General features: G+C 56.6%; 23 protein-coding genes. 10 read left to right on the top strand and 13 right to left on the bottom strand.

Going from position 1 to position 25085, the window contains the following annotated elements:
• Positions 1-35: 35 nt before the first annotated feature.
• From eptB to AC3WS9_RS01020, 3 genes are all read right to left on the bottom strand, one after another.
• Positions 36-1727, bottom strand: a complete 1692-nt coding sequence (gene eptB, locus AC3WS9_RS01030) for a kdo(2)-lipid A phosphoethanolamine 7''-transferase (protein WP_492486241.1) — start codon at positions 1725-1727, stop codon at positions 36-38.
• A gap of 261 nt (positions 1728-1988) precedes the next feature.
• Positions 1989-3191 (bottom strand): L-lactate MFS transporter, encoded by a 1203-nt coding sequence (locus AC3WS9_RS01025; RefSeq protein WP_282493016.1) that lies wholly within the window; start codon positions 3189-3191, stop codon positions 1989-1991.
• 239 nt (positions 3192-3430) lie between these two features.
• A complete protein-coding gene (locus AC3WS9_RS01020; protein ID WP_282493017.1) occupies positions 3431-4132 on the bottom strand; it encodes an autotransporter domain-containing protein in 702 nt (233 codons plus the stop codon).
• A gap of 158 nt (positions 4133-4290) precedes the next feature.
• Between AC3WS9_RS01020 and tag the strand changes: the two genes are divergently transcribed.
• Both tag and AC3WS9_RS01010 read left to right on the top strand, forming a co-directional pair.
• Positions 4291-4872: a DNA-3-methyladenine glycosylase I gene (gene tag / locus AC3WS9_RS01015; protein WP_492486238.1), complete on the top strand. Its 582-nt coding sequence runs from the start codon at positions 4291-4293 to the stop codon at positions 4870-4872.
• On the top strand, positions 4850-5290 hold the full coding sequence (locus tag AC3WS9_RS01010) for an N-acetyltransferase (RefSeq protein WP_282493019.1): 441 nt from the start codon (positions 4850-4852) through the stop codon (positions 5288-5290). Before tag ends, AC3WS9_RS01010 begins: the two co-directional genes overlap by 23 nt.
• Here the strand turns inward: AC3WS9_RS01010 and AC3WS9_RS01005 are convergent.
• A complete protein-coding gene (locus AC3WS9_RS01005) occupies positions 5259-7538 on the bottom strand; it encodes a molybdopterin guanine dinucleotide-containing S/N-oxide reductase (RefSeq protein WP_492490293.1) in 2280 nt (759 codons plus the stop codon). The genes AC3WS9_RS01010 and AC3WS9_RS01005 overlap by 32 nt on opposite strands.
• A gap of 216 nt (positions 7539-7754) precedes the next feature.
• Between AC3WS9_RS01005 and AC3WS9_RS01000 the strand changes: the two genes are divergently transcribed.
• From AC3WS9_RS01000 to ghrB, 6 genes are all read left to right on the top strand, one after another.
• Positions 7755-8417, top strand: coding sequence for an OmpA family lipoprotein (locus AC3WS9_RS01000; protein WP_492486236.1), 663 nt, complete (start codon positions 7755-7757; stop codon positions 8415-8417).
• A gap of 145 nt (positions 8418-8562) precedes the next feature.
• Positions 8563-9579 (top strand): LacI family DNA-binding transcriptional regulator, encoded by a 1017-nt coding sequence (locus AC3WS9_RS00995; protein ID WP_282493020.1) that lies wholly within the window; start codon positions 8563-8565, stop codon positions 9577-9579.
• Between the two features lie 100 nt (positions 9580-9679).
• Positions 9680-10441, top strand: coding sequence for a sugar phosphate isomerase/epimerase family protein (locus AC3WS9_RS00990; protein WP_285158526.1), 762 nt, complete (start codon positions 9680-9682; stop codon positions 10439-10441).
• Positions 10434-11372, top strand: coding sequence for a sugar kinase (locus AC3WS9_RS00985; protein WP_492486233.1), 939 nt, complete (start codon positions 10434-10436; stop codon positions 11370-11372). Before AC3WS9_RS00990 ends, AC3WS9_RS00985 begins: the two co-directional genes overlap by 8 nt.
• 66 nt (positions 11373-11438) lie before the next feature.
• On the top strand, positions 11439-12719 hold the full coding sequence (locus AC3WS9_RS00980; RefSeq protein ID WP_285145684.1) for an MFS transporter: 1281 nt from the start codon (positions 11439-11441) through the stop codon (positions 12717-12719).
• 26 nt (positions 12720-12745) lie between these two features.
• Complete coding sequence (gene ghrB, locus AC3WS9_RS00975) at positions 12746-13717, top strand: glyoxylate/hydroxypyruvate reductase GhrB (protein ID WP_492486231.1); 972 nt, start codon at positions 12746-12748, stop codon at positions 13715-13717.
• A 71-nt stretch (positions 13718-13788) separates the two neighbouring features.
• Here ghrB and cspE read toward each other — a convergent pair whose 3' ends face one another.
• Positions 13789-14001 (bottom strand): transcription antiterminator/RNA stability regulator CspE, encoded by a 213-nt coding sequence (gene cspE / locus AC3WS9_RS00970; protein ID WP_006177792.1) that lies wholly within the window; start codon positions 13999-14001, stop codon positions 13789-13791.
• Positions 14002-14247: 246 nt separating this feature from the next.
• A complete protein-coding gene (locus tag AC3WS9_RS00965; RefSeq protein WP_282493025.1) occupies positions 14248-14958 on the bottom strand; it encodes a DUF3053 domain-containing protein in 711 nt (236 codons plus the stop codon).
• A gap of 329 nt (positions 14959-15287) precedes the next feature.
• Here AC3WS9_RS00965 and AC3WS9_RS00960 point away from each other — a divergent pair, with 329 nt between their 5' ends.
• Complete coding sequence (locus AC3WS9_RS00960) at positions 15288-15569, top strand: HTH-type transcriptional regulator (protein ID WP_282493026.1); 282 nt, start codon at positions 15288-15290, stop codon at positions 15567-15569.
• A gap of 47 nt (positions 15570-15616) precedes the next feature.
• On the opposite strand, the gene AC3WS9_RS00955 is transcribed toward AC3WS9_RS00960, so the two are convergent.
• From AC3WS9_RS00955 to AC3WS9_RS00940, 4 genes are all read right to left on the bottom strand, one after another.
• Entirely contained in the window at positions 15617-17236 is a 1620-nt protein-coding gene (locus tag AC3WS9_RS00955) for an ABC-F family ATP-binding cassette domain-containing protein (protein ID WP_492486227.1), read from the bottom strand.
• Positions 17237-17464: 228 nt separating this feature from the next.
• Complete coding sequence (gene glyS / locus AC3WS9_RS00950; protein ID WP_492486225.1) at positions 17465-19534, bottom strand: glycine--tRNA ligase subunit beta; 2070 nt, start codon at positions 19532-19534, stop codon at positions 17465-17467.
• A 9-nt stretch (positions 19535-19543) separates the two neighbouring features.
• On the bottom strand, positions 19544-20455 hold the full coding sequence (gene glyQ / locus AC3WS9_RS00945; protein WP_095280253.1) for a glycine--tRNA ligase subunit alpha: 912 nt from the start codon (positions 20453-20455) through the stop codon (positions 19544-19546).
• Positions 20456-20570: 115 nt separating this feature from the next.
• Complete coding sequence (locus AC3WS9_RS00940; RefSeq protein WP_282493029.1) at positions 20571-20876, bottom strand: YsaB family lipoprotein; 306 nt, start codon at positions 20874-20876, stop codon at positions 20571-20573.
• A gap of 183 nt (positions 20877-21059) precedes the next feature.
• Between AC3WS9_RS00940 and AC3WS9_RS00935 the strand changes: the two genes are divergently transcribed.
• Positions 21060-22055 (top strand): acyltransferase, encoded by a 996-nt coding sequence (locus AC3WS9_RS00935; protein WP_282493030.1) that lies wholly within the window; start codon positions 21060-21062, stop codon positions 22053-22055.
• Here the strand turns inward: AC3WS9_RS00935 and AC3WS9_RS00930 are convergent.
• From AC3WS9_RS00930 to xylB, 3 genes are all read right to left on the bottom strand, one after another.
• The gene (locus AC3WS9_RS00930; RefSeq protein WP_492486222.1) at positions 22048-22968 is read right to left on the bottom strand and encodes a GlxA family transcriptional regulator; all 921 of its coding nucleotides are present in this window, start codon (positions 22966-22968) and stop codon (positions 22048-22050) included. The genes AC3WS9_RS00935 and AC3WS9_RS00930 overlap by 8 nt on opposite strands.
• Positions 22968-23507, bottom strand: coding sequence for an isochorismatase family protein (locus AC3WS9_RS00925; protein ID WP_282493032.1), 540 nt, complete (start codon positions 23505-23507; stop codon positions 22968-22970). The genes AC3WS9_RS00930 and AC3WS9_RS00925 overlap by 1 nt, the downstream gene beginning before the upstream one ends.
• Before the next feature lie 104 nt (positions 23508-23611).
• Positions 23612-25066: a xylulokinase gene (gene xylB / locus AC3WS9_RS00920; protein ID WP_492486219.1), complete on the bottom strand. Its 1455-nt coding sequence runs from the start codon at positions 25064-25066 to the stop codon at positions 23612-23614.
• Positions 25067-25085: the final 19 nt, after the last annotated feature.

Below are 25085 nucleotides of genomic sequence, written 5' to 3'. Positions count from 1 at the left end.
AAGCCATTCGACTGGCGAGAAACTCGCCAGCTCGGTTACTTAGCGGCTTTTGACGCACCCTCAGGGATGTGACACCAGTTGTTATTCTCGTTAATCCCACCGTTGGGTGAGGTATAGCCGAGACAACCCATAATGGTGTCGTACAGCTCAACGTGGCGGCGAGGCACCTTCATCGCGGCTTCTTTTTTCAGCTGCTGGAACATCTTCTCTTTATCCGGGTTCTCCAGATACTTATCCGACATCCAGACCATCATCGGCACGCGGAACTGCTCCGGTGGCGCCATTTTGCGCGGCGTACCGTGCAGGTGCTCGAAATCGTTGATCGATTCACCGTGGTCGGCGGCATAGAAAACAATCGCCTTCTTGTCGCGCACCTGGTCAATCACGCTCTCGATAAAGTGATCCACATACATCACCGAGTTATCGTACGAGTTAATCAGCTGCTCTTTAGTGCAATCTTTGTCAACGCCCACGCACTCCGGCGTCCATTTGGCAAAGCTGCGCGGATAACGCTGGGTGTAGTTGAAGTGCGAGCCTTTGGTATGCAGGATGATCATGTGCTTACCATCCTGATTGTTGCTCAGAGAACCCTTCATCTCGTCGATCAGCAACATATCGTCGACGCTCTTCCCGCGGTTGCGCGGCTCGGCACCGATCTGCTCACGATAGGCGATGTTCTTCGCCATGGTGTTGCTGTAGAACCACATCTCGCTCTGCATCGCATACAAGTCGGCACTAAACCCAAGCTGATGTAGCACCGAGAAGACGTTCTGCTCTTTCAGGGTACGCTGCGGGTTATCATCCGCCCCACCCTCGCGCACAAACATACACCGCAGCGACAGCTTGGTCGCTGTATCACAGGAATAACCTCTATAGGCGACCAGGTTTTTCTCCTGCGCCAGTTTCGGTGTGGTGTCACGGTCGTAGCCCAGAATCCCCATGTGATCCCAGCGCGTCGTTTCACCGATGATAAAGACCACATAAGTGTCGTCGATATCTTTCGGGGCTTCGTAGGTGAACTCCTTCGCCGGATTCCGCAGGGATTTATTATCCGAGGACTCATCCACCTGCGCCCAGGCATATAAGCCCAGCGCGGAAATCCAGTTAGAAGGCAGATAGGAGTTGGCGACTACGCCACCGTAGCTTGGCATATCCACGCCAGAGGTGCGTTCGTCGTTCCTCTGCTTCACTTCAAGTAGACGAATCGGGCCCCAGACCATCAGCCCGGCCAGCAGCACAATCGCCACGCTTCTGATACGCTGCCCCGGCGTGCGCATCTGACGCAGCAGGGTATAGCGGCAGCGGTTACTCCAGATCAGCAGCAGCGGCAGCGCGCTCACGCCCACCAGCCACAGGACAAAGTGCAGTCCTACCACCTCTTTTGAAAGGTCGATATCCGTCGTCATGACTGAGGCAATAATGCCGTAGCCAATAACCACGTTCATAAATGTCATGTAATAACTGGCACCCGCCGAACAGAGCACCACCAGCGAAGCCAGGACGCGCCAGAGACGGCGGCCAAACAGAGAGAGCAGACGTAATAAGAAAAAAGTAGCCAGAACAGTACCGGCCAATTCAACAACCGCGGCGATTCCTTTCCAGACGGTAAAATCCTGCGCGTATCCGTCAAACCGACGGAAAAAAACAGCGCCATTCATAAACAGGCCGATGTACAACGCCAGCAAAAAGCTCAGCTTTTGTTGAGTCATCGATTTAATATATTTCATGCAAGCTACCCGGAAAAAGGGACAGTCACGACATTCACTTTTGACTGCAAAAGTGAACAGAGTAGATATTCGCTCAGGGGATCGTTATCAGAAACGTCTAAAGCGTGGTAAGTAGACCACAGAGAAGGGGAAAAGTGGCAACAGAGAGTGTGATTGCAGTAGATATTTACAAAAAATCAAGTTCGATAACAGAGTGGGTCAAAAAACGGACGTTAAGGCAGTGAAAAAAAGGCCGGAAACTCCAGCCTTTTCAATCATTCATCAGGCATGTGCTTCGTTAAAGACTTCCCGCTGCGGCTGGCGAATAGTGGTGGAGAGCGCCAGTGAGATAATCAGCAGCGCGAAGATCACGCAGAAGGTGACATAGAAGCCGCCGAACAGCGAGGCAATCAGCGACCCGCAGATGCTGCCGATACCAAAACCTAAATAAATCACCCCATAATTCTTCGCCAGATTATTCAGGCCAAAGAATTCGCTCACCAGCGACGGGAAGACGGTGATGGTGCCGCCAAAGTTAAAGGCTACACAGGCAATCGCCGCGAAGAAGGTCATCTCGTTCAGCGGGGCAAACAGCAGTGCCGCCATACCAACCAGAGAAACCACTTGCCCAAGCGTAATCACACGGATACGGGCGATTTTGTCGGAGAGAATCCCCAGCACCAGACGACCGGAGAGGTTAGCGATGGAAATCACCGTCACCGCATTCGCCGCTGTCAGCGCATCCAGTTTCACCATCCCTTGCGCAATATCTTTCGCCACGCCAATCACATACAGACCGCTCATGCACGCCGTCAGGAACATCACCGCCAGCATCCAGTACTGCGGCTGACGCATGGACTGGGCCAGGGTGAAGTCATTTTCCACCACGCCGTTAACGGTTTTGACTTCCTGCTGCGGGGCATCTTTCATCAGCGTCGCGCCGAACAGAATCATCACCAGCACGATAGCGCCCCAGATCATGAAGGTCTTTTCCAGGCCCACGGAGGTCAGCAGATGGGAGTCGATAAATTTAAACCCGAGGCTGCCCAGGCCATAAGAGCCAATAGAGAAGGCAGAGATCAAGCCTTTACGCTCCGGGAACCACTTCACGCAGTTCGACAGAGTCAACAGGTAACCCGCGCCGTCCGCCAGACCGACCAGCACACCGGCACTCAGCCAGAGCATCATCAGGTTGCTGGAGTGCGCTGTCAGGAAGAAACCGACACCTAACAGAATGCCAGAGGCCATGGTGACGCGTTTCACGCCAAAACGCTCCTGCAATTTCCCGGCGACGGAGGAGGACAACGCCAGCCCGAGGCTCAGCAGGCCGAAGGAGAACGCGACCTGACTCACCGGTGCGCCGAGTTTGTCGGAGAGCGCGCTGTTAAACAGGCTCCAGGTATACACCGATCCCAACGCAAATTGCGTCACGATGGTGCCAAAAAGGGTCAGCCAACGAGTGCGGTTGTAAGTTGATGTGTTCATGGCAGTTGTCCTGCAAGAGAAATTAAGGGAATTCGCTGCAGACAACGATAAACAAAACCTCAAATTAGCAGGGGGAAAACGGCATGAAATGCAGGAGAGACGGAATGAAATGCCTGGAATCTGGAATGAATGACCTTGCCGGGAAGCGCGAAACGCCTTTTGTTAGTGCCTGCTATCGCTACAAGCCCGGCCGTTATTGTATTTAAGATGTTATCGTCAGGTTGATTTCAGTAACAAAATTAAAATCTCGCGCTCACGCCCAGCGTATAAAGATAATCAGCCCCGGTCATGGTGCTATCGGCCTGGGATAACGAAGCATAGGCCGCCATATGCGGGTAAAGCAGCACGTCGGCCCCTACGGTGACATCCATCCAGTTATCGTACTGCATCGAGGCAGGCAGACGACTCATCCCGGACTGGGACTTCCACTGATTATCGCCAAATTGCTGGTTATAGCTGATCTGCGCCCAGGGCCGGAGACCGCCCACGCGCGTATCCACCCGCCAGCCAAGGGTGCTCACGCTGGCATGCCAGAGCGGATCGGTTAGCGCCTTACTGCCGTTATCCCCAAACTCGTTGTAAACCATTGGCGACGAAGCGTCGTAATGCCACTCGGCGACGGGCCCGGTGGTCACATTGTTCGTCACCGGAATATTGACGCTCAAACTCATGGTACTGGCGGATTCGGCAGGATAATTTTCCGGCGAATTCAACGCCACACCCGGACCATTCTGGGAAGAACGGATCCGCTCCGCGAGAATATCCTCATAACGCGGTTGGTGATCGGCGTCCCATGTATAGCGTTCGGTCGTATTATTTTGCGCGTCCGAAACGATATATTCCTGTTGCCAGGCGTATGCTGTGCTACAAAAAAACAAACAGACAGGTATTCCCGCCAGGCCAGTAAAGGCATGGCGACCACTGATTATTTTTATCATCATCAAAGCGACTCCAGAAAGAGCCGAATTCGGCGATATTTGTCATTGTTAGAGAGAGGTATGAGGGCAAAGCCCTTAATTAAATATTGTCTTTTTAAGACACACGTCAAGCCAGCCAGGTTGATTTTTTTACGGGTTAAAATCATTAAGGATGAAAACCAATGCAACGTTGCGGATGGGTTAGCCAGGATCAGCTCTATATCGACTATCACGATAAAGAATGGGGCGTGCCGGAGACCGACGGTCAAAAGCTCTTTGAGATGATCTGTCTGGAGGGGCAGCAGGCGGGTTTATCGTGGATCACGGTACTGAAGAAGCGGGAAAACTACCGCAAAGCCTTCCACCATTTTGATCCCGTTGCGGTGGCGGCCATGACCGAAGAAGATGTCGAACGGCTGGTACTCGATGCGGGAATCATTCGTCATCGCAGTAAAATTCAGGCCATCATTGGCAACGCCAAAGCGTATCTGGCGATGGCCGAAAACGGCGAGCCGTTCTGTGAATTTGTCTGGTCGTTTGTCGACAACACGCCGCAGGTGACACAGGCCGCGACAATGGGTGAAATCCCGACGTCGACACCCGCCTCCGATGCCCTGTCTAAAGCACTGAAAAAGCGCGGCTTCAAATTTGTTGGCACCACGATTTGCTACTCTTTCATGCAAGCCTGCGGCCTGGTGAACGATCACATCACGGGCTGTTTCTGCCACCCTGGAGGCCAACATGATCCGCAAATGGCAAAGTGAAAACACCGCGCCGCTGCTCAGTTTATGGCTTGAAAGCACCACCGACGCGCACCCGTTTATCGACCCGCAATACTGGATAGAGAGCGAGACGCTGGTGCGCGACGCCTATCTTCCTTCCGCCGAAACCTGGGTGTGGGAAGAGGAAGACGAAGTGCGCGGGTTTATCAGCGTGATGCAGTCGCAGTTTATCGGCGCGCTGTTTGTCGCCACCGCGCATATGGGCAAGGGGATCGGCCACGCACTGATCCACCATGTGCAGCAGCACTACCCGTATCTCAGCCTTGAGGTTTACCAGAAGAACAGTCGGGCGGTGAATTTCTACCATGCTCAGGGTTTTCGCATTGAAGACAGCGCCTGGCAGGAAGAGACTCAACACCCGACGTGGATCATGAGCTGGCAGGCGGATCAAACGCCGTAAGCGTCAGCTCGGGCCCCTGATATTTCTCGACCCAGGCCAGCGCCGTGTTTCCCGCGCAGCCGTTCCCCAGCTTCGAGCTGGGGAGATCTTTGGTGAGCACGTTCACCGCGCCGTTTTTGCAGATCCCGCCTTCCGTCAGATCCAAATCCGGCCAGGCGCCCTGGTGGATGCAGATCACGCCGGGCTTAATCCCTTCGCTCACCACCGCGCCCGCCAGCACCTGTCCGCGTGCGTTCCAGACGCGCACCACGTCACCGTCAACAATACCGCGCGCCTTCGCATCTTCCGCATGTAAAGTGATCGGCTCACGTCCCGCCACGGCATAAGATTCCCGCAGCGATGAATAGTTGAGCTGGCTGTGCAGACGATGCGCCGGATGGGCCGAGAGCACCTGTAGCTGTTTCGGCTGCGCGTTGCCGTGCCACTCGTCCGGCTCCAGCCACATCGGATGTGGTGGACAGTCGGCATAGTTAAAGCTGGCAATGCGCTGCGAGGTGATCACAATTTTGCCGCTTTCCGTTTTCAGCGGATGGTTTTGTGGGTCGCGGCGGAAATCGGCGAAACGGACAAACTGCGCGTTCTGCTCGCTCTCCGGCATTTCGATAATCTCGTTCGCTTCCCAGAACCGGGCGAACGGCGGCAAGGTCACGCCCTGAGGCGCGCCGCGCTCTCCGGCGATCTGGTAAAACGTCTCCAGCCAGTCGAGATCGGATTTTCCTTCGGTGAAACGCTCTAGTCCGCCCGCTTCCCAGCGCTCGCTCAGTTCCGCAAACACTTCGAAATCATCCCGCGCTTCATCGCGCGGCGCAACCACACGTTTCATCGGCACCATGTGCTGATTGCTGTAGTCGCCGGTCATGGTGAGATCGTTACGCTCAAACGAGGTGGTCGCTGGCAGGACGATATCGGCATGTTTGGCCGCCGCCGTCCAGAAGCATTCGGAGATCACCACCAGCTCCGGCTTCTGCCAGGCGCGGATCAGGCGGTTAGTATCCTGATGATGGGTAAAGTTCGCACCGCCCGCCCACCAGACAAAACGGATATCCGGGAAATGGCGATCCTGGCCGTTGTGCTGATAAAAGCCGCCGGGGTTTTCCAGCGCTTCGACGATACGCGCTACCGGGATTTTATCCACGGCATCTGTGCCGTCTTTGACGGAGCCCTGCATCGAGGCCAGCACCGCGGCGCGGCGCGTCGGATTCCCGCCGTTGGCAAAGTGATACGACAAACCAAAACCGCCGCCCGGCGTACCGATCTGGCCCAGCATCGCCGCCAGCGTCACCAGCATCCAGTGTTTCTGCTCGCCGAACTGCTGGCGCTGCATCCCCCAGCCGGACATCAGCATGGTGGTGTTTGCGTGGAACAGTGCCGCCAGTTCGCGGAGTTTCCCCGCCTCTATGCCGCAAATTTCGGCCGCCCACTCGGCGGTTTTGGCGATCCCGTCGATTTTGCCCGTCAGGTAGTCGGCGAATGAGTCATAGCCCGTGGTGCAACGACTGAGGAACTCTTCGTCATGCCAGCCGTTTTCCACCAGCGTATGGGCGATACCCAGCATCATCGCCACGTCGGTTCCCATATGCGGGGCCAGCCATTCGACGCTGTCGCCGAAGAAATCGACGGTTTCGGAGCGCATCGGGTCAATACAAATCAGGCGTTTGCCACTCTTGCGCAGCGCATCAAAATAGCCGATACCCTGCTCATCCGAGGCGTTCCACGCAATCTTGAGGGTGTTGAGCGGATTAGCACTCCACAGCACCACCACGTCCGTATGCTCCAGCACCAGCGGCCAGCTGGTTTGCTGCTGATACACTTCATTTCCGCCGACAACGTAGGGCATGATCGCCTGTGCCGCGCCCGTCGAATAGTCACCGAGATGCCCGGTATAGCCGCCCGCCAGACTCATGTAGCGCTGCAGGAGCGTCGCCGCTTTGTGCAGCACGCCGTTCGAACGCCAGCCGTAAGAGCCCGCGAAAATCGACGCAGGGCCGTGGGTCTCACGGATACGTTTGTGCTGGGTGTGGATAAGCTGCAGCGCATCGTCCCAGCTCACCCGAACGAATTCATCCTGCCCGCGCGTCCCCTGTGGATTATCGGGCGACGCCAGAAAGCCCTTACGCACCATTGGCCAGCGTACGCGCGTTTTGCTGTGCACCTGATCGCGCACCACGGTTTGTAACGAATTCGGATGCTGCGTCGGCAGCGCCCCGCGCGAGGAGAGGACATTCTCGCCGTCGGTTTCAACCAGCATCGGGCCCCAGTGGGCGGCGGTCAGAATCGTTTTTATTGAAGTGGTCAAGCGTGCGCTCCTGGGTTTGTCTGTTGCAGGTATGACGGCCTTCTTTGAGGCTATTTAAGATTTGGACACAAATTTCAGAGTTAGCCCTGGAATTTTCTGCGTCTCTGGGCGTCATAATCAACCGCCACGCGCTTCGTGGCAAAGAATAAAAAGGATTAAGGAAATAAGATGAATAAACGCGTACTTGTCATTGCGGCTCTGGTCAGCGGCGCGCTGGCGGTTTCTGGCTGCACAACCAACCCTTACACCGGCGAACGTGAAGCAGGCAAATCCGGCATCGGCGCGGGTATTGGCTCATTAGTCGGCGCAGGCGTTGGCGCACTCTCTTCCTCGAAGAAAGATCGCGGTAAAGGCGCACTGATTGGTGCCGCAGCGGGCGCAGCCCTGGGCGGCGGCGTGGGATATTACATGGACGTGCAGGAAGCGAAACTGCGCGACAAAATGCAGGGAACGGGCGTGAGCGTGACGCGCAGTGGCGACAATATCATCCTGAACATGCCGAACAACGTGACTTTCGACAGCAGCAGCGCGACGCTGAAACCGGCGGGTGCCAACACCCTGACCGGCGTGGCGATGGTCCTCAAAGAGTACAATAAAACCGCAGTGAACGTGACGGGCTACACCGACAGCACCGGCAGCCAGGATCTGAACATGCGTCTGTCGCAACAGCGCGCGGATTCCGTCGCCAGCTCGCTGATCACCCAGGGCGTTGCGGCTACCCGTATCCGCACCAACGGCATGGGCCCAGCGAACCCAATCGCCAGCAACAGCACGGCAGAAGGCAAAGCGCAAAACCGCCGAGTTGAAATAACGTTAAGCCCTATTCAATAAGTACATTGCCGGATGGCGCTACGCTTATCCGGCCTACAAAATCCCCGAGCGTAGGCCGGATAAGCGCAGCGCCATCCGGCATGAAGCGCTTGCCATCGCTGATTTTCCCGCTAAGGTGTTCTCACTAATCCTAAGGGAATCAGCGATGAGCAAATCAGCACGGCCCACCATCAGCGACGTGGCGAAAGCCGCCAAAACCGGTAAAACCAGTATTTCGCGCTATCTCAACGGCGAGAAACACCTGCTTTCCGACGCGCTGCTGGCTCGTATTGAGCAGGCCATCGCCGAACTCGACTATCGTCCCAGCCTGATGGCCCGCGGCCTGAAGCATGGTCGCACCCGCCTGATCGGCCTGATCATCGCCGATATCACCAACCCCTACTCCGTCAACGTCCTGAGCGGCATCGAAGCCGCGTGCCGCGAAAAAGGCTTCACCCCGCTGGTGTGTAACACCAACAACGAAGTCGACCAGGAGCTGCACTATCTCGATCTGCTGCGCAGCTACCAGGTGGAAGGCATTGTGGTCAACGCCGTCGGGATGCGCGAAGAGGGGCTTAACCGCCTGCAACAGTCGTCCCTGCCAATGGTGCTCATCGATCGCAAAATCCCGGAATTCGCCTGTGATGTGGTTGGGCTGGACAACACGCAGGCCGCCACCACCGCCACAGAACATCTTATTGAACAAGGTTTCGAAGCCATTCTGTTCATGAGCGAACCGCTGGGGATGGTCAACACTCGTCGCGACCGTCTGAGCGCATTTCGCGCTACGCTGGCGCGTTATCCCGGCGTGATTGCCGAAAATGCCGAAATCCCCCTGCACGAAGCCGACCAGATGGATAACACCTTGCGTCAGTTCCACACCCGCCATCGCGGGATGCGCAAAGCAGTGATCTCCGCCAACGGCGCGCTCACGCTGCAGGTGGCCCGCGCCCTCAAACGCATTGGCCTGAACTGGGGCAGCGATATCGGCCTGCTCGGCTTCGATGAACTCGAATGGGCCGAACTGGCGGGCGTCGGTATAACCACCCTCAAACAGCCTACCTGGCAGATCGGCTATGCCGCCGTCGAGCAGGTGGTACGCCGCATTGAAGGCATGACCGACACCGTACGCGAGCAAGTTTTCTCCGGCGAGTTGATCGTACGCGGCTCCACCTCGCGTTAACCCCTTCGTGATGACGATCATAAATTCAACATCCTGACCTTTTCTTTGGAACCGGTTCCATCTAGCGTAATACCTATCAGCTATGAATGGGAGTCAGCTAATGGGCAGGAAAATCATCGTCGTCACCGCCGCGTATGGCGCGGATCAGGTCCGTCAGGCAGGCGGCCAGCGGGCCATGCTGCCGGTTATAGCCTCGGGCGGTGCCGATGGCGTCGAGATCCGCCGGGAACTGTTCAGCGAAGAAGAGTTACAGTCTCTCCCCACACTCGCGCAATCCATCGAACTGCTCGGTTTGTTCGCCTGTTACTCCGCCCCCGCGCCTCTTTTGATGCCAGACGGCACGCTCAACCCGGATCTGCCGCGCTATCTGCAAGAAGCCAGTACCCTCAATGCCCTGTGGCTGAAAGTCTCGCTGGGCCATTTCCGCGATAAGCAGCCCCTTGAAGCACTGCGAGAGTTGCTCGATGAGAGCGGCATGGCGCTGGTAGTGGAAAACGATCAGACCGACTGCGGCCAGCTCGCGCCGATGCAGCGTTTCAAGGCAGCCTGCCGGGTGATGGAACTGCCGGTCACGCTCACGTTTGATACCGGAAACTGGCTCTGGGTCGGTGAATCACCGGAAGAAGCCGCGCGCCACCTGGCCCCGGCGGTGAGCTATATCCACGTTAAAGCCGCGGTGCCGCATCATCAGCACTACCGCGCTATCGCACCGGATCGCGCCGATGCGCGCTGGATGGATCTGCTGGACCAGCTTCCGGCAGACGCCCCGCGCGGGATTGAGTTTCCGCTGGAAGGGCCCGATTTAGCGGCGGTCACCCGCCATTACGTCAATCTGCTGCGTGAGGAGACACGTCATGTCTGATTCTCTGGACGTCATCACCATCGGCGAAGCGATGGCCATGTTTGTGGCTACGGAAACGGGCGAACTGCGCTCGGTCGAACAATTTATCAAACGCGTGGCAGGCGCCGAGCTGAACGTGGCAACCGGTCTGGCACGCCTTGGGCTCAAAGTCGGCTGGGTCAGCCGCGTGGGCGACGACAGTTTCGGCCACTTTGTGCTGGATTCCCTGAAAAAAGAGGGTATCGACGGCGCGGGCGTGACGCTCGATGCCCGCTTCGCCACCGGTTTTCAGCTCAAATCTAAAGTCGAAAATGGAACCGATCCCATTGTGGAATACTTCCGCAAAGGGTCCGCTGCCAGCCATCTCTCAACGCAGGATTATCATCCCGCTTACTTTGCCTCCGCGCGACACCTGCACCTGAGCGGCGTCGCAGCGGCGCTATCGGCCAGTTCCTATGCCCTGCTCGATCACGCGGCCAGTGCCATGAAAGCTCAGGGCAAAACGATCTCGTTCGATCCAAACCTGCGCCCGGTGCTGTGGAAAAGCGAAGCCGAAATGGTTGAAAAACTTAACCATCTGGCGTTCCAGGCCAACTGGGTTCTGCCTGGCCTGAAAGAGGGCATGATCCTCACCGGGCAGCAAACCCCGGAAGGGATCGCTGATTTTTATCTCGAGCGCGGCGTGGACACCGTAGTGCTGAAAACCGGGGCCGACGGCGCCTGGTTTAAAACAGCCGACGGCGAGAAAGGTGCCGTCACGGCGGTGAGGGTCGACAACGTCGTCGATACCGTCGGCGCAGGAGATGGTTTCGCAGTAGGAGTAATTAGCGCCCTGCTGGAAGGGAAAACGCTGCAACAGGCCGTCGCACGCGGGAACAAAATCGGCTCGCTGGCCATTCAGGTGCAAGGCGACAGCGAAGGATTGCCCACAAGAACACAATTATCCGAGTAACAACAATTAGCCACCGTGTACCCTACAGACAACGGCGGTATAAACCTCAACCACAGAGGCAAGCCCATGAACACATCGACCAATGCAGTCAAACGCTGGTGGTACATCATGCCTATCGTGTTTATCACGTACAGCCTGGCGTACCTTGATCGCGCGAACTTCAGTTTCGCTTCCGCCGCGGGGATCACCGAAGATCTGGGGATCACCAAAGGCGTCTCTTCCCTGTTAGGCGCCCTCTTCTTCCTCGGGTATTTCTTCTTCCAGATCCCCGGCGCGATTTACGCCGAACGCCGCAGCGTGCGCAAACTGATTTTTGTCTGCCTGATTTTGTGGGGAGCCTGCGCGTCACTCACCGGGATGGTCAATAACATTCCGGCCCTGGCGGCCATTCGCTTTATTCTCGGCGTCGTTGAAGCCGCCGTGATGCCCGCGATGCTGATCTACATCAGCAACTGGTTTACCAAATCCGAACGTTCGCGCGCCAATACATTCCTGATCCTCGGTAACCCGGTGACGGTGCTGTGGATGTCGGTAGTATCGGGCTATCTGATTCAGTCGTTCGGCTGGCGTCATATGTTCATCATCGAAGGCTTCCCGGCGATCATCTGGGCATTCTGCTGGTGGGTGCTGGTAAAAGACAAACCGACGCAGGCGACCTGGCTGTCTGAGAGTGAAAAAGCCGCGCTGCAGGCCGAGCTGGATAAAGAACAGCAGGGGCTGAAAGCGGTGCGTAACTACGGCGAGGCGTTCCGCTCGCGCAACGTCGTCCTGCTTTGCATGCAATATTTCGCGTGGAGCATCGGGGTGTACGGTTTCGTGCTGTGGCTGCCGTCGATTATCCGCAGCGGCGGTGAAAACCTGGGTATGGTGGAAGTGGGCTGGCTGTCGTCGGTGCCGTATCTGGCGGCGACCATCGCGATGATTGTGGTGTCGTGGGCGTCGGATAAGCTGCAAAACCGTAAGCTGTTCGTCTGGCCGCTGCTGCTGATTGCCGGTTTCGCTTTTATCGGCTCCTGGGCCGTTGGCGCCAACCATTTCTGGGTCTCTTACACGCTGCTGGTGATTGCCGGGGCTGCGATGTACGCGCCGTACGGCCCGTTCTTTGCCATCATCCCGGAAATGCTGCCGCGTAATGTGGCCGGTGGCGCGATGGCGCTGATCAACAGTATGGGCGCGCTAGGCTCCTTCTTTGGCTCCTGGTTTGTCGGCTACCTGAACGGTGCAACCGGCAGCCCGGCGGCCTCGTACATATTTATGGGGGTGGCACTTTTCGCTTCGGTGTGGCTTACTTTGATTGTTAAGCCTGCTAATAATCAACAGATCCCTGCCGGCGCACGTCACGCCTGAACCCTTTAAAATCAACGGAGATTAGCATGAAGCCGTCCGTCATTTTGTACAAAGCATTGCCCGACGATCTACAGAAACGCCTTGAGGAACACTTCACCGTCACCCAGGTGAAGAACCTGAGCCCGGCGACCGTGGCGCAGCACGCAGACGCCTTTGCCAGCGCGGAAGGGCTGCTCGGCTCGAGCGAAAAAGTGGACAGCGCATTGCTGGAAAAAATGCCGAAGCTTCGTGCCACTTCGACCATTTCGGTCGGGTACGACAACTTCGACGTCGACGCACTCAACGCCCGCAAGGTTCTGCTGATGCACACGCCGACCGCGCTCACGGAGACGGTGGCAGATACGCTGATGGCGCTGGTGCTCAGCACCGCGCGCCGGGTGGTGGAGGTCGCCGAACGCGTGAAAGCGGGCGAATGGACCAAAAGCATCGGACCCGACTGGTTTGGTGTGGACGTTCATGGCAAAACGCTGGGGATTGTCGGCATGGGACGTATCGGCCTGGCGCTGGCCCAGCGCGCGCATTTCGGTTTTAACATGCCGATTCTGTACAACGCGCGTCGTCAGCACAAAGAAGCCGAAGAGCGTTTCAATGGCCGTTACTGCGATCTGGATACGCTGCTACAGGAAGCGGATTATGTCTGCCTGATCCTGCCGCTGACGGATGAGACTCATCATCTGATCGGCAAAGCCGAGTTCGCGAAAATGAAAAAATCAGCGATTTTCATCAACGCAGGCCGTGGGCCGGTGGTGGATGAGAAGGCATTGATTGAAGCATTACAAAACGGGGAGATCCATGCGGCCGGTCTGGACGTGTTCGAGCAAGAGCCGCTGCCGGTCGAATCGCCGCTGCTGACGCTGCCCAACGTGGTTGCCCTGCCGCACATCGGTTCGGCGACGCATGAGACGCGCTACAATATGGCGTCCACGGCGGTGGATAATCTGATCGATGCGCTGAACGGGAAGGTCGAGAAGAACTGCGTGAACCCGCAGGTCAAATAATCACAAACCCTGAAACGAAAAAAACCCGCCAGAGGCGGGTTTTTAAATTCTTGTGCTGCTGAGTTGGAAGCTTACAGGCTTACAACGTTACCAGCTGCTGGGCCTTTAGCGCCGCTTTCGATGGTGAAGGAAACTTTCTGACCTTCGTCCAAAGATTTGTAGCCTTCGTTCTGGATAGCAGAGAAGTGTACGAATACATCTTTAGAGCCATCGTCAGGAGTGATGAAGCCGAAGCCTTTATCAGCGTTGAACCATTTTACCAGACCAGTCATTTTACCAGACATAGAAATTACCTTTTTAAAATACGTTTTGCCTTCCGGCGCGATGATGGAATGTGTTACAGATTTTTAAGCGATGAAGGAAGGGTCACTACGAAGGTATCTTTGGATAACTCATCTGGACTACTTAACTAAACTGCTTTAGGTCTGTGTAACAAACCGACAGGAATAGTTATACCGATGTGGTAGACGAATGACAAGCATTATTTTTATCAGCCTGTAAAAAACCCCGCACCAGGCGGGGTTTTTCTTTTATTCCGTCGCGGTGACTGCCGCGCTCCAGGCCTGCGTAAAGGCCTGGTGCTGAGAGGCGAGCGGCCCAATCAGCGTGTTGTACTGGCTGGCTTGCTGTGAGGTCGGGAACTGAATGCCGTTCGACACAAAGCTCACCTGTGTCCCCTGCTGGGAAATAAAATCGCCCACCTGCACCAGCTGCTGGCTAAAGATCTGCGCGGCTGGGATCAGCGGCTGCATCGCATCTGATGGTTTAGTGACGACTTTCTCGTACACCTGATCAAACACGGGCTTGAGATCTTCACCCTGCTTCAGCGCAGAACGCGCCGCATCGGCCTGCATTTTGGCATTCTGCAGCTGTTGGCTCAGCACGCCGAGCGCACCGTTAGACTGGCGCAGCGGCTCGCGCTGAGTCATATAGTCCTGCGGAACGCGAATCGCATTTACGCTGTCCACAACCGGACGAAGACCAGAATCCATCGCCTGATTCACCTGCTGTGAATAACCATAAAGGATGGCGTAATCGGAAACGAAGGGACCAAACTGTTTTTTCTGATCCGCAGTCAGCGTCGGCAGATGCTCGCCACTGCGCATCACGGTATTTTGTAGAAAATCGATAAACGCTTTACGCTGATCGCCTTCTTTATCGAAACACCCACTCAGGCTAACTACCATCAATAACGCCGCAATAGGCGCAAACCAGCGAGAGCAGGACTTTCCTGTCGCCATTTTAATACTCCTTTCACCCAAAAAACGCACACCGGCACACGCGTGCCCGACGCTGACAAGGATAGTCCAGGTCAGGCTGGCAAGATACTATTTTCATGCAAAACGGCTATTGCCGTTTTTTTTCTTACGATTTACAAAAAAATATCAACCAACTCCTGTTTCGATTAATCAGGCAATTAGGGTCAGTCACTCTTCTGCTGAAACGAATAAGTCGATCGTTACCGCACGATTAGTCACAGACGTGACGATCTTATGCACTCTTTTGAGGCTATTCTTAATTGGCTCTCTGATGTTCACGATCCCGCTGTGTGATTTAAGAGGAGTTCTTAATGGAATCTAAAGATCCTATGTTTGAGCTGTTAACCAGCCTGGAACAAATTGTTTTTAAAGATTTATCGCAGACAGTCACCCCGTCCCAAAAGACGAATCCCTTTACTGAATTTGAGCGATTACGCAAAGGGACAGGGTTAAAAATTGATGATTTCGCCCGAGAGATGGGCGTCAGTGTGGCCATGGTGCATGAGTGGGAATCAAAACGTGTAAAACCCTCCACGACCGAGCTTAAACTGATGCGCATGATTCAGGTTGCTTCAACAGTCAGTACGCCATAAGTGAGTACGTTCATGTTACCGCCCCCGCTACTGCGGGGGTTTGTATTTTAGAGCCGTTCACTGCGCCACCCTTTCTCCGTCCACACCAGTTCATGGGTCAGCCTGAGTCCATCGAGGAAAACCTGATCGTGCGACACCACCAGCAGCGCGCCGGGGAAATCGGCCAGCGCCGCTTCAATCGCCTGCACAGACGCCAAATCCAGATGGTTGGTCGGCTCATCCAGCAGCAGCAATTGCGCAGCCTCTTCCCGCCACAACACACAGGCCAGCGCCGCTTTCAGGCGTTCACCGCCGCTCAGCTCCCCTAACGGCAGGGAAACTTTATCCGCACCCAGCTGAAGCTGCGCCAGACGGCTGCGCAGCACGCCCTCTTCCAGCGGCGTATCGTGCAGATTGAGATGCGTCATTACCGACTGCGTAAGATCGAGCTGCGACAAATGCTGATCGAGATACGCGGTTGTCACCGATACGCTACACGAGCCGGAAACAGGTTCCTGCTCACCGAGGATTATCTTTAACAGCGTCGATTTTCCGCAGCCGTTCGGCCCGCGCAGCGCCACGCGCATCGGCCCGTCCATTCGCCAGTGAACAGGCGGCGTATTCACATACGGCAGAACCAGATCCTCCAGCACCACCGCCTGCTTGCCCTCGGCGATGCGGCTCCCCGGCAGGGTAAACATCACCGGACAGTCTTCCTCCACGCGATCCCGCGCCAGGCTGACGGCGGCGTTCAGAGCATCATTCTGCTCGTGATGCTGCTTACGCCAAGTACCGGGCCGCTCTTTCGCCGCCATCTTGTATTTGATCCGCTCAAACGAGGCGATATTCAGGGTATCGACGGTGCGCAGGGTTTGCGCGGATCGCCGCTGGCTGGCGTCATGCTCTTTATTCATACGCGCGCGGGTGCGTTTGCGCTCGGTGGCGGCATGTTCCAGCGCCGCGCGCGCCGCCTGCTGTTCGGTATCCCGCTGGCGCTGGTAGTCCGCATAATTACCGCCATACACGCGCAGCCCGGCACCGCTGAGTTCCAGAATGCGAGGCACCTGCGCCAGTAACTCACGATCGTGCGACGCGACCATCACCCCGCCAGACCAGCGCGCCAGCTGGGCGTAAAACCACTCCCGCCCCGGTCGATCGAGGTGGTTTGTCGGTTCATCCAGCAGCAGATAGTCAGCCCCGGAGGTAAAGGCTCCGCACAGCAAAGCACGCACGCGTTCGCCGCCGCTGAGCTCGGAGGCGGGTTTATCGGGATCAAAAGGTGGAAGATGGGCCGAGAGAAACGCCGCGGTGAGTCGTTCCGCTAAGTCCCAGTAGCCGTCGAGACGTTCCAGATCCTCCGGCTGGTAATCGCCGCTGTCGATGCGTCGACGGGCCGCGAAAATCTGATCGTAGCCCAGTAGTTCCACCAGCGTCGTGTGCGCCGAAATATCATGCTGCTGAGCGACATACGCGTGTGTCCCCAGACGCTCAATATGCCCGCTCGCCGGAGAGTCCAGCCCGGCCAGCAGACGTAAAAGGCGCGTTTTACCGCTGCCGTTACGCCCAACCAGCGCACAGCGCGACGGCTCAAGAGAGAAATTCAGTGGACCAAAAAGGGTATCGCCCGTCGCAAACTGACAGGTGACCTGATGCAAAATAAAAGAAGGGGATTGCGCAAAATGAGCCATAAGCACTCCTGAATGAAATCAAAACATCCCCTGCCGACGCGTTCGCGTTTAGCAAGGATCGAAATTCATCAGTCGTGTTTGTTCATTTTCGGGATGCGCTCCAGGAAGGAAAAGTTAACGGGATAAAGGATAACGGCACTCAGGCCAGGATTTCAAGGTTATTTTTTCGCCATAAAAAACCCGCCGAAGCGGGTTTCAGAACCTGTAGGCCCAACCGGGTAAAGCAGATTACTGCAGGAGCGAAATGTCCGCCACGCGCAGGAACAGCTCACGCAGTTTTTCGAGCATAGAGAGACGGTTAATACGCAGCTCTTTATCTTCTACGTTCACCATCACTTTCTCGAAGAAGGCGTCGATCACTTCACGCAGCTCAGCCAGTTCCACCAGCGCTTCCTGATAGCGACCTTCCGCGAAGTACGGCTCCAGCTTGTCGCGCAGCACCACGACCTGCATCGCCAGAGCGATCTCTTCTGGCTCTTTCAGCGTCGCGGCGTTTACACGCTCGGTCAGCTGCTCGTCGGACTTCGCCAGAATATTGGAAACACGCTTATTGGCCGCAGCCAGCGCGGACGCCGCTTCCAGAGTACGGAAGTGGGAAACCGCCTTCATACGCGCATCGAAATCGGCCGGACGAGTCGGACGACGCGCCAGCACCGCCTGAATAGTGTCGACGGTGTAGCCTTCGTCCTGATACCAGGCGCGGAAACGGCCCAGCATAAAGTCGATAACGTCATCCACCACGTTGGCGTTGGTCAGCTTGTCGCCGTACAGACGCACCGCTTCTTCGGTCAGCGTCTGCAGATCCAGATTCAGGTTCTTCTCAACGATGATACGCAGCACGCCCAGCGCCGCACGACGCAGTGCAAACGGGTCTTTGTCGCCTTTTGGATGCTGGCCAATACCGAAGATCCCCGCGAGGGTATCCATTTTATCGGCAATCGCCACAGCACAAGCCACCGGGTTGGACGGCAGATCGTCACCCGCGAAGCGCGGCTGATACTGCTCGTTCAGCGCAACGGCAACATCTTCCGCTTCGCCATCGTGGCGCGCATAGTGCATGCCCATCACGCCCTGGGTGTCGGTAAACTCGAACACCATGTTGGTCATCAGGTCGCACTTAGAGAGCAGGCCTGCGCGGGTCGCGTGATTCACATCCGCACCAATCTCACGAGCAATCCAGCCGGACAGCTCTGCGATACGATCGGTTTTGTCACGCAGCGTGCCGAGCTGTTGCTGGAACAGAACGGTTTGCAGGCGCGGGAGGTGATCTTCCAGACGTTTTTTACGGTCGCTATTAAAGAAGAATTCCGCATCCGCCAGACGTGGACGAACCACTTTCTCGTTACCGGAGATAATCTGGATCGGATCTTTCGATTCAATGTTCGCCACGAAGATAAAGTTCGGCAGGAGTTTGCCGTCCGCTGCGTATACCGGGAAGTACTTCTGGTCACCCTTCATGGTGTACACCAGAGCTTCCGCCGGAACGGCGAGGAATTTCTCTTCGAATTTGGCGGTCAGCACCACCGGCCATTCCACCAGCGAGGTCACTTCTTCCAGCAGACTTTCGCTCAGATCGGCGTTGCCACCGATTTTGCGCGCCGCTTCTTCCGCGTCCGCTTTGATTTTGGCTTTACGCTGCTCGTAATCGGCAATGACTTTGCCGCGCTCCAGCAGGATCTGCGGGTACTGATCGGCATTGTCGATGGTGAATTCTGGCTCGCCCATGAAGCGATGGCCGCGAATCACGCGATCGGACTGAATACCCAGGATAGTCGCAGGGATCAGCTTATCGCCCAGCAGCAGGGTCACGGTGTGAACCGGACGCACGAAGTGCACGTCGCTTGCGCCCCAGCGCATCAGTTTTGGAATCGGCAGTTTTGCCAGTGACGTGGCGATCATGTTTGGCAGCAGCGCTTCTGCGCTTTCGCCTTTCACATGGGCGCGATACAGCAGCCACTCACCTTTGTCGGTCGCCAGACGCTCGGCCTGGTCAACGGTGATCCCGCAGCCACGTGCCCAGCCTTCAGCGGCTTTGCTCGGTTTACCTTCGGCGTCAAACGCCTGGGCAATCGCCGGGCCGCGTTTTTCCACTTCACGATCGGGCTGAGAGGCCGCGAGGTTCGCAACTTTCAGCGCCAGACGGCGCGGAGCGGCAAACCACTCGACGTTGCCGTGTGCCAGGCCAGCGTTATCCAGCTCAGCCGTAAAGTTCGCAGCAAAGGATTCCGCCAGGCTGCGCAGGGCTTTTGGTGGCAGCTCTTCGGTGCCGATTTCCACCAGGAAAGTATTCTCAGACATGGCCGCCTCTTATTTATTTCGGTTGCACATCGGGAAGCCAAGGGCTTCACGGGACGCGTAGTAAGCTTCTGCAACGGCTTTGGTCAGCGTGCGAATGCGCAAAATATAGCGCTGACGTTCAGTCACGGAGATCGCTTTACGGGCGTCGAGCAGGTTGAAGCTATGGGCGGCCTTCAGAATACGCTCGTAGGCTGGCAGCGGTAGCGGAGATTCCAGCGCCAGCAGCTGCTGCGCTTCTTTCTCATACTGCTCGAAGCAGGTGAACAGGAAGTCCACGTCCGCGTATTCGAAGTTATAGGTGGATTGCTCCACTTCGTTCTGATGGAACACGTCGCCGTAGGTGGTTTTACCCAGCGGGCCGTCGCTCCAGACCAGGTCGTAAACGCTGTCTACGCCCTGAATGTACATAGCCAGACGTTCCAGACCGTAGGTGATTTCGCCGGTGATCGGCTTACACTCAAGACCGCCAACCTGCTGGAAGTAAGTAAACTGCGTCACTTCCATGCCGTTCAGCCACACTTCCCAGCCCAGACCCCAGGCACCCAGCGTTGGGTTTTCCCAGTTATCTTCCACGAAGCGGATGTCATGAATGGTCGGGTCCACGCCCAGCTCTTTCAGGGAACCAAGGTACAGCTCCTGGATATTGTCCGGGGAAGGCTTAATCACCACCTGGAACTGATAATAGTGCTGTAAGCGGTTCGGGTTTTCGCCATAGCGGCCATCCGTCGGACGACGGGACGGTTGCACATACGCGGTAGCCATAGGTTCAGGCCCCAGCGCACGCAGGCTAGTCATCGGGTGTGAAGTGCCGGCGCCAACTTCCATGTCCAAAGGTTGAACAATGGTGCAGCCCTGACGAGCCCAGTAATCCTGTAATGTCAGGATCAGGCCCTGGAAGGTCTTGGTATCAAACTTTTGCATAGTATTTCGTGCTGGATACGTGTGGTTTTAAATGGAAGGAATCAGTATACCCGCTGACTGCAAGATATACAGTACGAAACGGGTTTGTTTAGGCAAAATTGGGGAAATAAGGCTCTTAGCGCATGGAGAGATGCAAAAACTGCCCGTCCGCGTCAAAAGAGCAGACAAAGCCCTCTTTACGCGCCGTATACCCGCGCATCTCATAGCTGCCCTGAAATTGCTCAAAGCCGGTCACATCGATTTTCTGCGAACCGGTGTTATAGCGATGGGCGGCCTGATCCTTACACAGCTGCTCCATATTTAACGAACGTTCCGGGCTGACTTTGCTTTTTTGCGCCCGTTGTACCGGAGCGTCTTCCTGTGAGCTGCACCCTGCAAGCAAAACGAGCAGAATCAGTGACGCAGCGCGCGTGATCATCATTTTTATTACCGCCGTGTTTTCTGGCTGTTATTTTTAATATTAAAACTTTATAGATTATGGCCCGGCATTCTGCGAATCTCGCGACTTTCGTTCAAGCCCACCCAGATAAACTCAGAATTATCCAGTGAGAGGCTAGCACACAATGACAGTCAGACCGTATTTACCGCCAGAACAGAGGAACTGATGCAGTCAAAAATTAGCTGGATTGATAATTTGCGAGGGATAGCCTGTTTGATGGTTGTGATGATCCACACCACGACCTGGTATGTGACCAATGCTCACAGCATCAGCCCGATGAACTGGGATATTGCCAATATCCTCAACTCGGCGTCGCGCGTCAGCGTCCCGCTGTTTTTCATGATTTCCGGTTATCTGTTTTTCGGCGAGCGCAGCGCCCAGCCGCGCCATTTCCTGCGTATCGGCCTGTGCCTGCTGTTTTATAGCGCCGTGGCGCTGCTCTACATCACGCTGTTTACCTCGATTAACGGCGAGCTGTCGTTACGGTATTTGCTGCAAAAACCGGTGTTTTATCACCTGTGGTTTTTCTTCGCCATCATCGTGATTTATCTCGTTTCGCCACTCATTCAGGTCAAAAACGTCGGCGGAAAGATGCTGCTGGCGCTGATGGTGGTGATTGGCCTGCTCGCCAACCCGAATACCGTTTCTCAGAAAATTGGCGGTTTCGAATGGCTGCCGATCAACCTCTATATCAGCGGCGATACCTTTTACTATGTGATTTACGGGATGCTGGGCCGGGCAATTGGGATGCTGGATACGCGCAAAACCTGGCTGACGTGGCTGTGCGCCGCTCTGTTTATCGCGGCGGTGGTGGTTATCTCTCGCGGGACCTTACACGAGCTGCGCTGGCGCGGGAATTTTGCTGATACCTGGTATGTCTACTGCGGTCCTATGGTCTTTATCTGCGCCGTCTCTCTGCTGACGCTGGTGAAAAACACCCTGAACGCGCGCCCGCTTCCCGTCCTGGGGCTCATCTCGCGCCACTCGCTGGGCATTTACGGTTTTCACGCGCTGGTGATCCACGCCCTGCGCACCCGCGGTGTCGAGCTAAAAAGCTGGCCGCTGCTGGATATTGTCTGGATTTTCACGGCGACGCTGCTGATTAGCCTGTTGCTGTCGATGCTGCTACAGCGCGTGGATACCCGCCGGTTTGTCAGCTAATTGCGCGCTGTTTGGCCCGGTGAAACTGGCGTGGGCATGAAAACCCGGCGGCGATGGACGCCTGCTCCACGCCGCGCCCCTGCAGCAGCCACTGCTGGGCAATCGCCAGCCGCAGCTGTTCCAGATAGTCGCGCACGCTGATCCCCAGATGCTCCTGAAACAAGCGCGTTAAATGCCGGGGACTGACATGCGCCATGGCAGCAATGTCCGCCAGTTGCCAGCCTTTTTGCGGCTCGGCGGTGAGCGCATCCTGCGCGCGGTGGATCGCCGGATGCAGATGGTTGCGATAGCGCAGCCAGGGTGAAAGCTGCGGATCGTCACCCGAGCGCCGAAACCACACCACCATTTCCCGCGCGACCGTCAGCGCCTTTTCCGGCCCGCACAGACGGTTCATCAGGTGCAGCGCGAGATCGATTCCAGAAGTTATTCCCGCGCTGGTCCAGATATTCCCGTCTTGTACAAAAATACGATTCTCTTTGATCACCGCCCCTGGCGCGGCGTCGCGAAGACGGGCGATCACATCATGATGGGTCGTGCACTGTTTGCCAGTGAGTAAACCCGATTTGGCCGCCAGCAGCGCACCGGAACAGACGCACATCACGGTGATAGCCTGGCGGTGAATCGCAGGCTGCAGGCGCATCAGCCAGTGCTGAACGCTTAATGCCTGAGGGGTCGAAAACTGATGACGTGAGTCGCTCACGCCCGGTAAAACCAGCAAACTGCCGTCGGGAAGCGCGTCGGGTAAAGGCGAAATGCCCCCCATCGTCAGACCAATCGAGGTGGGAACGTCCGGCTGCGGGCCGATGTAGTGCAGGCGAAACGCATCGCCCGCCAGCACAAAGGTTTCTGCCGGGCCGGACATATCCAGCGCAAGCACTCCCGGCAACATCACAAACCAGACGTCGATACTCATCAGAGCGACTCCAGCGTCTCCGCCACAGTTTTGATTTCAGCAAAACGCCCGGCCAACACCGTTTCCGTGCGGTGGCGCAGGTCGTCGGTATTGAGCGTGACGCCCTTCCAGGTCATCGGGAAAGTCAGGGTGGCTTCGCTGACAAAAGTCACTGCATAGCCGAGATCTGACGCCACCCGCGCGGTGGTTTCGCAGCACTGTTCCGTACGCAGGCCGCAGATGACCAGATGGTTAATATCACGCTCGCGCAGCCAGTGGTCAAGGCCCGTATCCGTAAAGGCGTTATGCACATGCTTGTGGAAAACCACCGCAGGCTGATGACGTAAAAAGGACATCGGCGTAACAAAACCGCTTTCCAGCGAGAAGGGCCCCTTATCGTCGACATGGAAGATATCCACAACCGGGATTTCGCGGGATTCACAGCCCTCAATCAGCCCAAGAATAGCCTGCTGAAAAGCCTCAAACCCCTCTTCCTGCCAGAAATCGCGATGATGAAAAGACTGCTGAGTATCGATGTTAATAAGTGCGGTGCGCGACATGGTAATGCTCCTCGCCAGTGGGTGTATCTCTATACTGACGAGGAGCGAGCATCACGAGAAGACCAAAAAAGGACATCCTCACGCCGCTTCGGGACAACCTACCTTTACGACATTAGCGGCAGGAGCTGTTGGTAGATTTTGCGGAACACTTCGCGTCGTTCGGCGTAGCGCGCATGGCGCGCCGCGTCCGGCTTGTGCTCCTGCTCCAGCGTGAGCTGCGGCAGAAGCTGCGTCAGGGGTTTGTCAGGGTTGACGGCAATCTGCGCCAGACGCGCCGCCCCCAGAGCAGGCCCCACATCGCCGCCGGTGCGGTAGTCGAGCTGCAATCCGCTGATATCCGCCAGCATCTGCCGCCAGTAGCTGCTTCTTGCGCCTCCGCCAATCAGGGTAATACTGGTCGGTTTGAGTCCGCAGTCGTGAACCACGTCCATCCCGTCCGCCAGCGCATAGCCGACGCCTTCCAGCACCGCGCGCGCCAGTTCGGCCGGGCCATGCTGATGGGTTAAGCCGAAGAACACGCCTTTCGCTTCCGGGTTATTGTGCGGTGTGCGTTCGCCGGAAAGATAGGGCAAGAACCACACGGCCCCCGCCTCTTCGTTGGCCTGCTGCGCCGCCGAAATGAGCGCCGGAACATCCTTGAGTCCGGTCAGGTTTGCCGCCCAGTCGAGGCACGACGCGGCGCTTAACATCACCGACATCAAGTGCCATTTCCCCGGCAGCGCATGGCAGAAACTGTGTACCGCGCTCTCTGGATTGCTGCGATACCCGTCGCTGACCGCGAAATAGACGCCTGAAGTGCCAAGCGACAGCATCGCCTGTCCGGCATCGATCATCCCGACACCCACGGCACCCGCTGCGTTATCGCCCCCGCCCGCCACCACCGGCACGGCAGGCATATTCCAGCTGTCGGCAATCGACGGATTGAGCACGCCGGTGATCTCACTGCCCTCGAAGAGCGCAGGCATGTGATCTCGGGTCAACTGGCAGGCATCCAGCATCGCCTCGCTCCAGTCGCGTTGAGCAACATCGAGCCACATCGTCCCCGCCGCGTCCGACATGTCGCTGGCGAAATCGCCGGTCATGCGAAAACGCAGATAATCTTTTGGCAGCAAGACCTTTGCCACCTGCTTAAAAATGTCCGGCTCGTGGCGCTGCACCCACAGCAGCTTAGGCGCGGTAAAGCCCGGCATCATCAGGTTACCGGTGATTTGCCGTGAGGTCGGCACCCGCGCTTCGAGGAGCGCGCACTCTTCTGCACAGCGACCATCGTTCCACAAAATCGCCGGGCGCAGCACGCGGTGCTCGCCGTCCAGCAGGGTTGCGCCGTGCATTTGACCGGCAATCCCCAGCGCTTTGACCTCACGCAAACTGTGCTGCTGGCCCAGGGCTTTGATCGCGCGATCCGTCGCCTGCCACCACGTTTCGGGATCTTGCTCTGACCATAGGGGATGTGGGCGCGAGACGTGCAGCTTTTCAGTCTGTGAGGCCAGCACGTCGCCCTGCTCGTTTAACAGGATGGCTTTCACACCCGATGTGCCAAGATCAATCCCGATATACATAGTGTGGATTCCTTAACTG

It is taken from the genome of Lelliottia sp. EB106-05-01-XG201 (genome assembly GCF_058791735.1).
Note: the sequence above shows the minus strand (reverse complement) of the source record. Positions and strands in the feature narration are given on the sequence as shown.

Excerpts from the sequence above, each read along its gene's own strand:
- eptB (WP_492486241.1), bottom strand. The coding sequence starts at position 1,727 with ATGAAATATATTAAATCGATGACTCAACAAAAGCTGAGCTTTTTGCTG.
- AC3WS9_RS01025 (WP_282493016.1), bottom strand. The coding sequence starts at position 3,191 with ATGAACACATCAACTTACAACCGCACTCGTTGGCTGACCCTTTTTGGC.
- AC3WS9_RS01020 (WP_282493017.1), bottom strand. The coding sequence starts at position 4,132 with ATGATGATAAAAATAATCAGTGGTCGCCATGCCTTTACTGGCCTGGCG.
- tag (WP_492486238.1), top strand. The coding sequence starts at position 4,291 with ATGCAACGTTGCGGATGGGTTAGCCAGGATCAGCTCTATATCGACTAT.
- AC3WS9_RS01010 (WP_282493019.1), top strand. The coding sequence starts at position 4,850 with ATGATCCGCAAATGGCAAAGTGAAAACACCGCGCCGCTGCTCAGTTTA.
- AC3WS9_RS01005 (WP_492490293.1), bottom strand. The coding sequence starts at position 7,538 with ATGCTGGTTGAAACCGACGGCGAGAATGTCCTCTCCTCGCGCGGGGCG.
- AC3WS9_RS01000 (WP_492486236.1), top strand. The coding sequence starts at position 7,755 with ATGAATAAACGCGTACTTGTCATTGCGGCTCTGGTCAGCGGCGCGCTG.
- AC3WS9_RS00995 (WP_282493020.1), top strand. The coding sequence starts at position 8,563 with ATGAGCAAATCAGCACGGCCCACCATCAGCGACGTGGCGAAAGCCGCC.
- AC3WS9_RS00990 (WP_285158526.1), top strand. The coding sequence starts at position 9,680 with ATGGGCAGGAAAATCATCGTCGTCACCGCCGCGTATGGCGCGGATCAG.
- AC3WS9_RS00985 (WP_492486233.1), top strand. The coding sequence starts at position 10,434 with ATGTCTGATTCTCTGGACGTCATCACCATCGGCGAAGCGATGGCCATG.
- AC3WS9_RS00980 (WP_285145684.1), top strand. The coding sequence starts at position 11,439 with ATGAACACATCGACCAATGCAGTCAAACGCTGGTGGTACATCATGCCT.
- ghrB (WP_492486231.1), top strand. The coding sequence starts at position 12,746 with ATGAAGCCGTCCGTCATTTTGTACAAAGCATTGCCCGACGATCTACAG.
- cspE (WP_006177792.1), bottom strand. The coding sequence starts at position 14,001 with ATGTCTGGTAAAATGACTGGTCTGGTAAAATGGTTCAACGCTGATAAA.
- AC3WS9_RS00965 (WP_282493025.1), bottom strand. The coding sequence starts at position 14,958 with ATGGCGACAGGAAAGTCCTGCTCTCGCTGGTTTGCGCCTATTGCGGCG.
- AC3WS9_RS00960 (WP_282493026.1), top strand. The coding sequence starts at position 15,288 with ATGGAATCTAAAGATCCTATGTTTGAGCTGTTAACCAGCCTGGAACAA.
- AC3WS9_RS00955 (WP_492486227.1), bottom strand. The coding sequence starts at position 17,236 with ATGGCTCATTTTGCGCAATCCCCTTCTTTTATTTTGCATCAGGTCACC.
- glyS (WP_492486225.1), bottom strand. The coding sequence starts at position 19,534 with ATGTCTGAGAATACTTTCCTGGTGGAAATCGGCACCGAAGAGCTGCCA.
- glyQ (WP_095280253.1), bottom strand. The coding sequence starts at position 20,455 with ATGCAAAAGTTTGATACCAAGACCTTCCAGGGCCTGATCCTGACATTA.
- AC3WS9_RS00940 (WP_282493029.1), bottom strand. The coding sequence starts at position 20,876 with ATGATGATCACGCGCGCTGCGTCACTGATTCTGCTCGTTTTGCTTGCA.
- AC3WS9_RS00935 (WP_282493030.1), top strand. The coding sequence starts at position 21,060 with ATGCAGTCAAAAATTAGCTGGATTGATAATTTGCGAGGGATAGCCTGT.
- AC3WS9_RS00930 (WP_492486222.1), bottom strand. The coding sequence starts at position 22,968 with ATGAGTATCGACGTCTGGTTTGTGATGTTGCCGGGAGTGCTTGCGCTG.
- AC3WS9_RS00925 (WP_282493032.1), bottom strand. The coding sequence starts at position 23,507 with ATGTCGCGCACCGCACTTATTAACATCGATACTCAGCAGTCTTTTCAT.
- xylB (WP_492486219.1), bottom strand. The coding sequence starts at position 25,066 with ATGTATATCGGGATTGATCTTGGCACATCGGGTGTGAAAGCCATCCTG.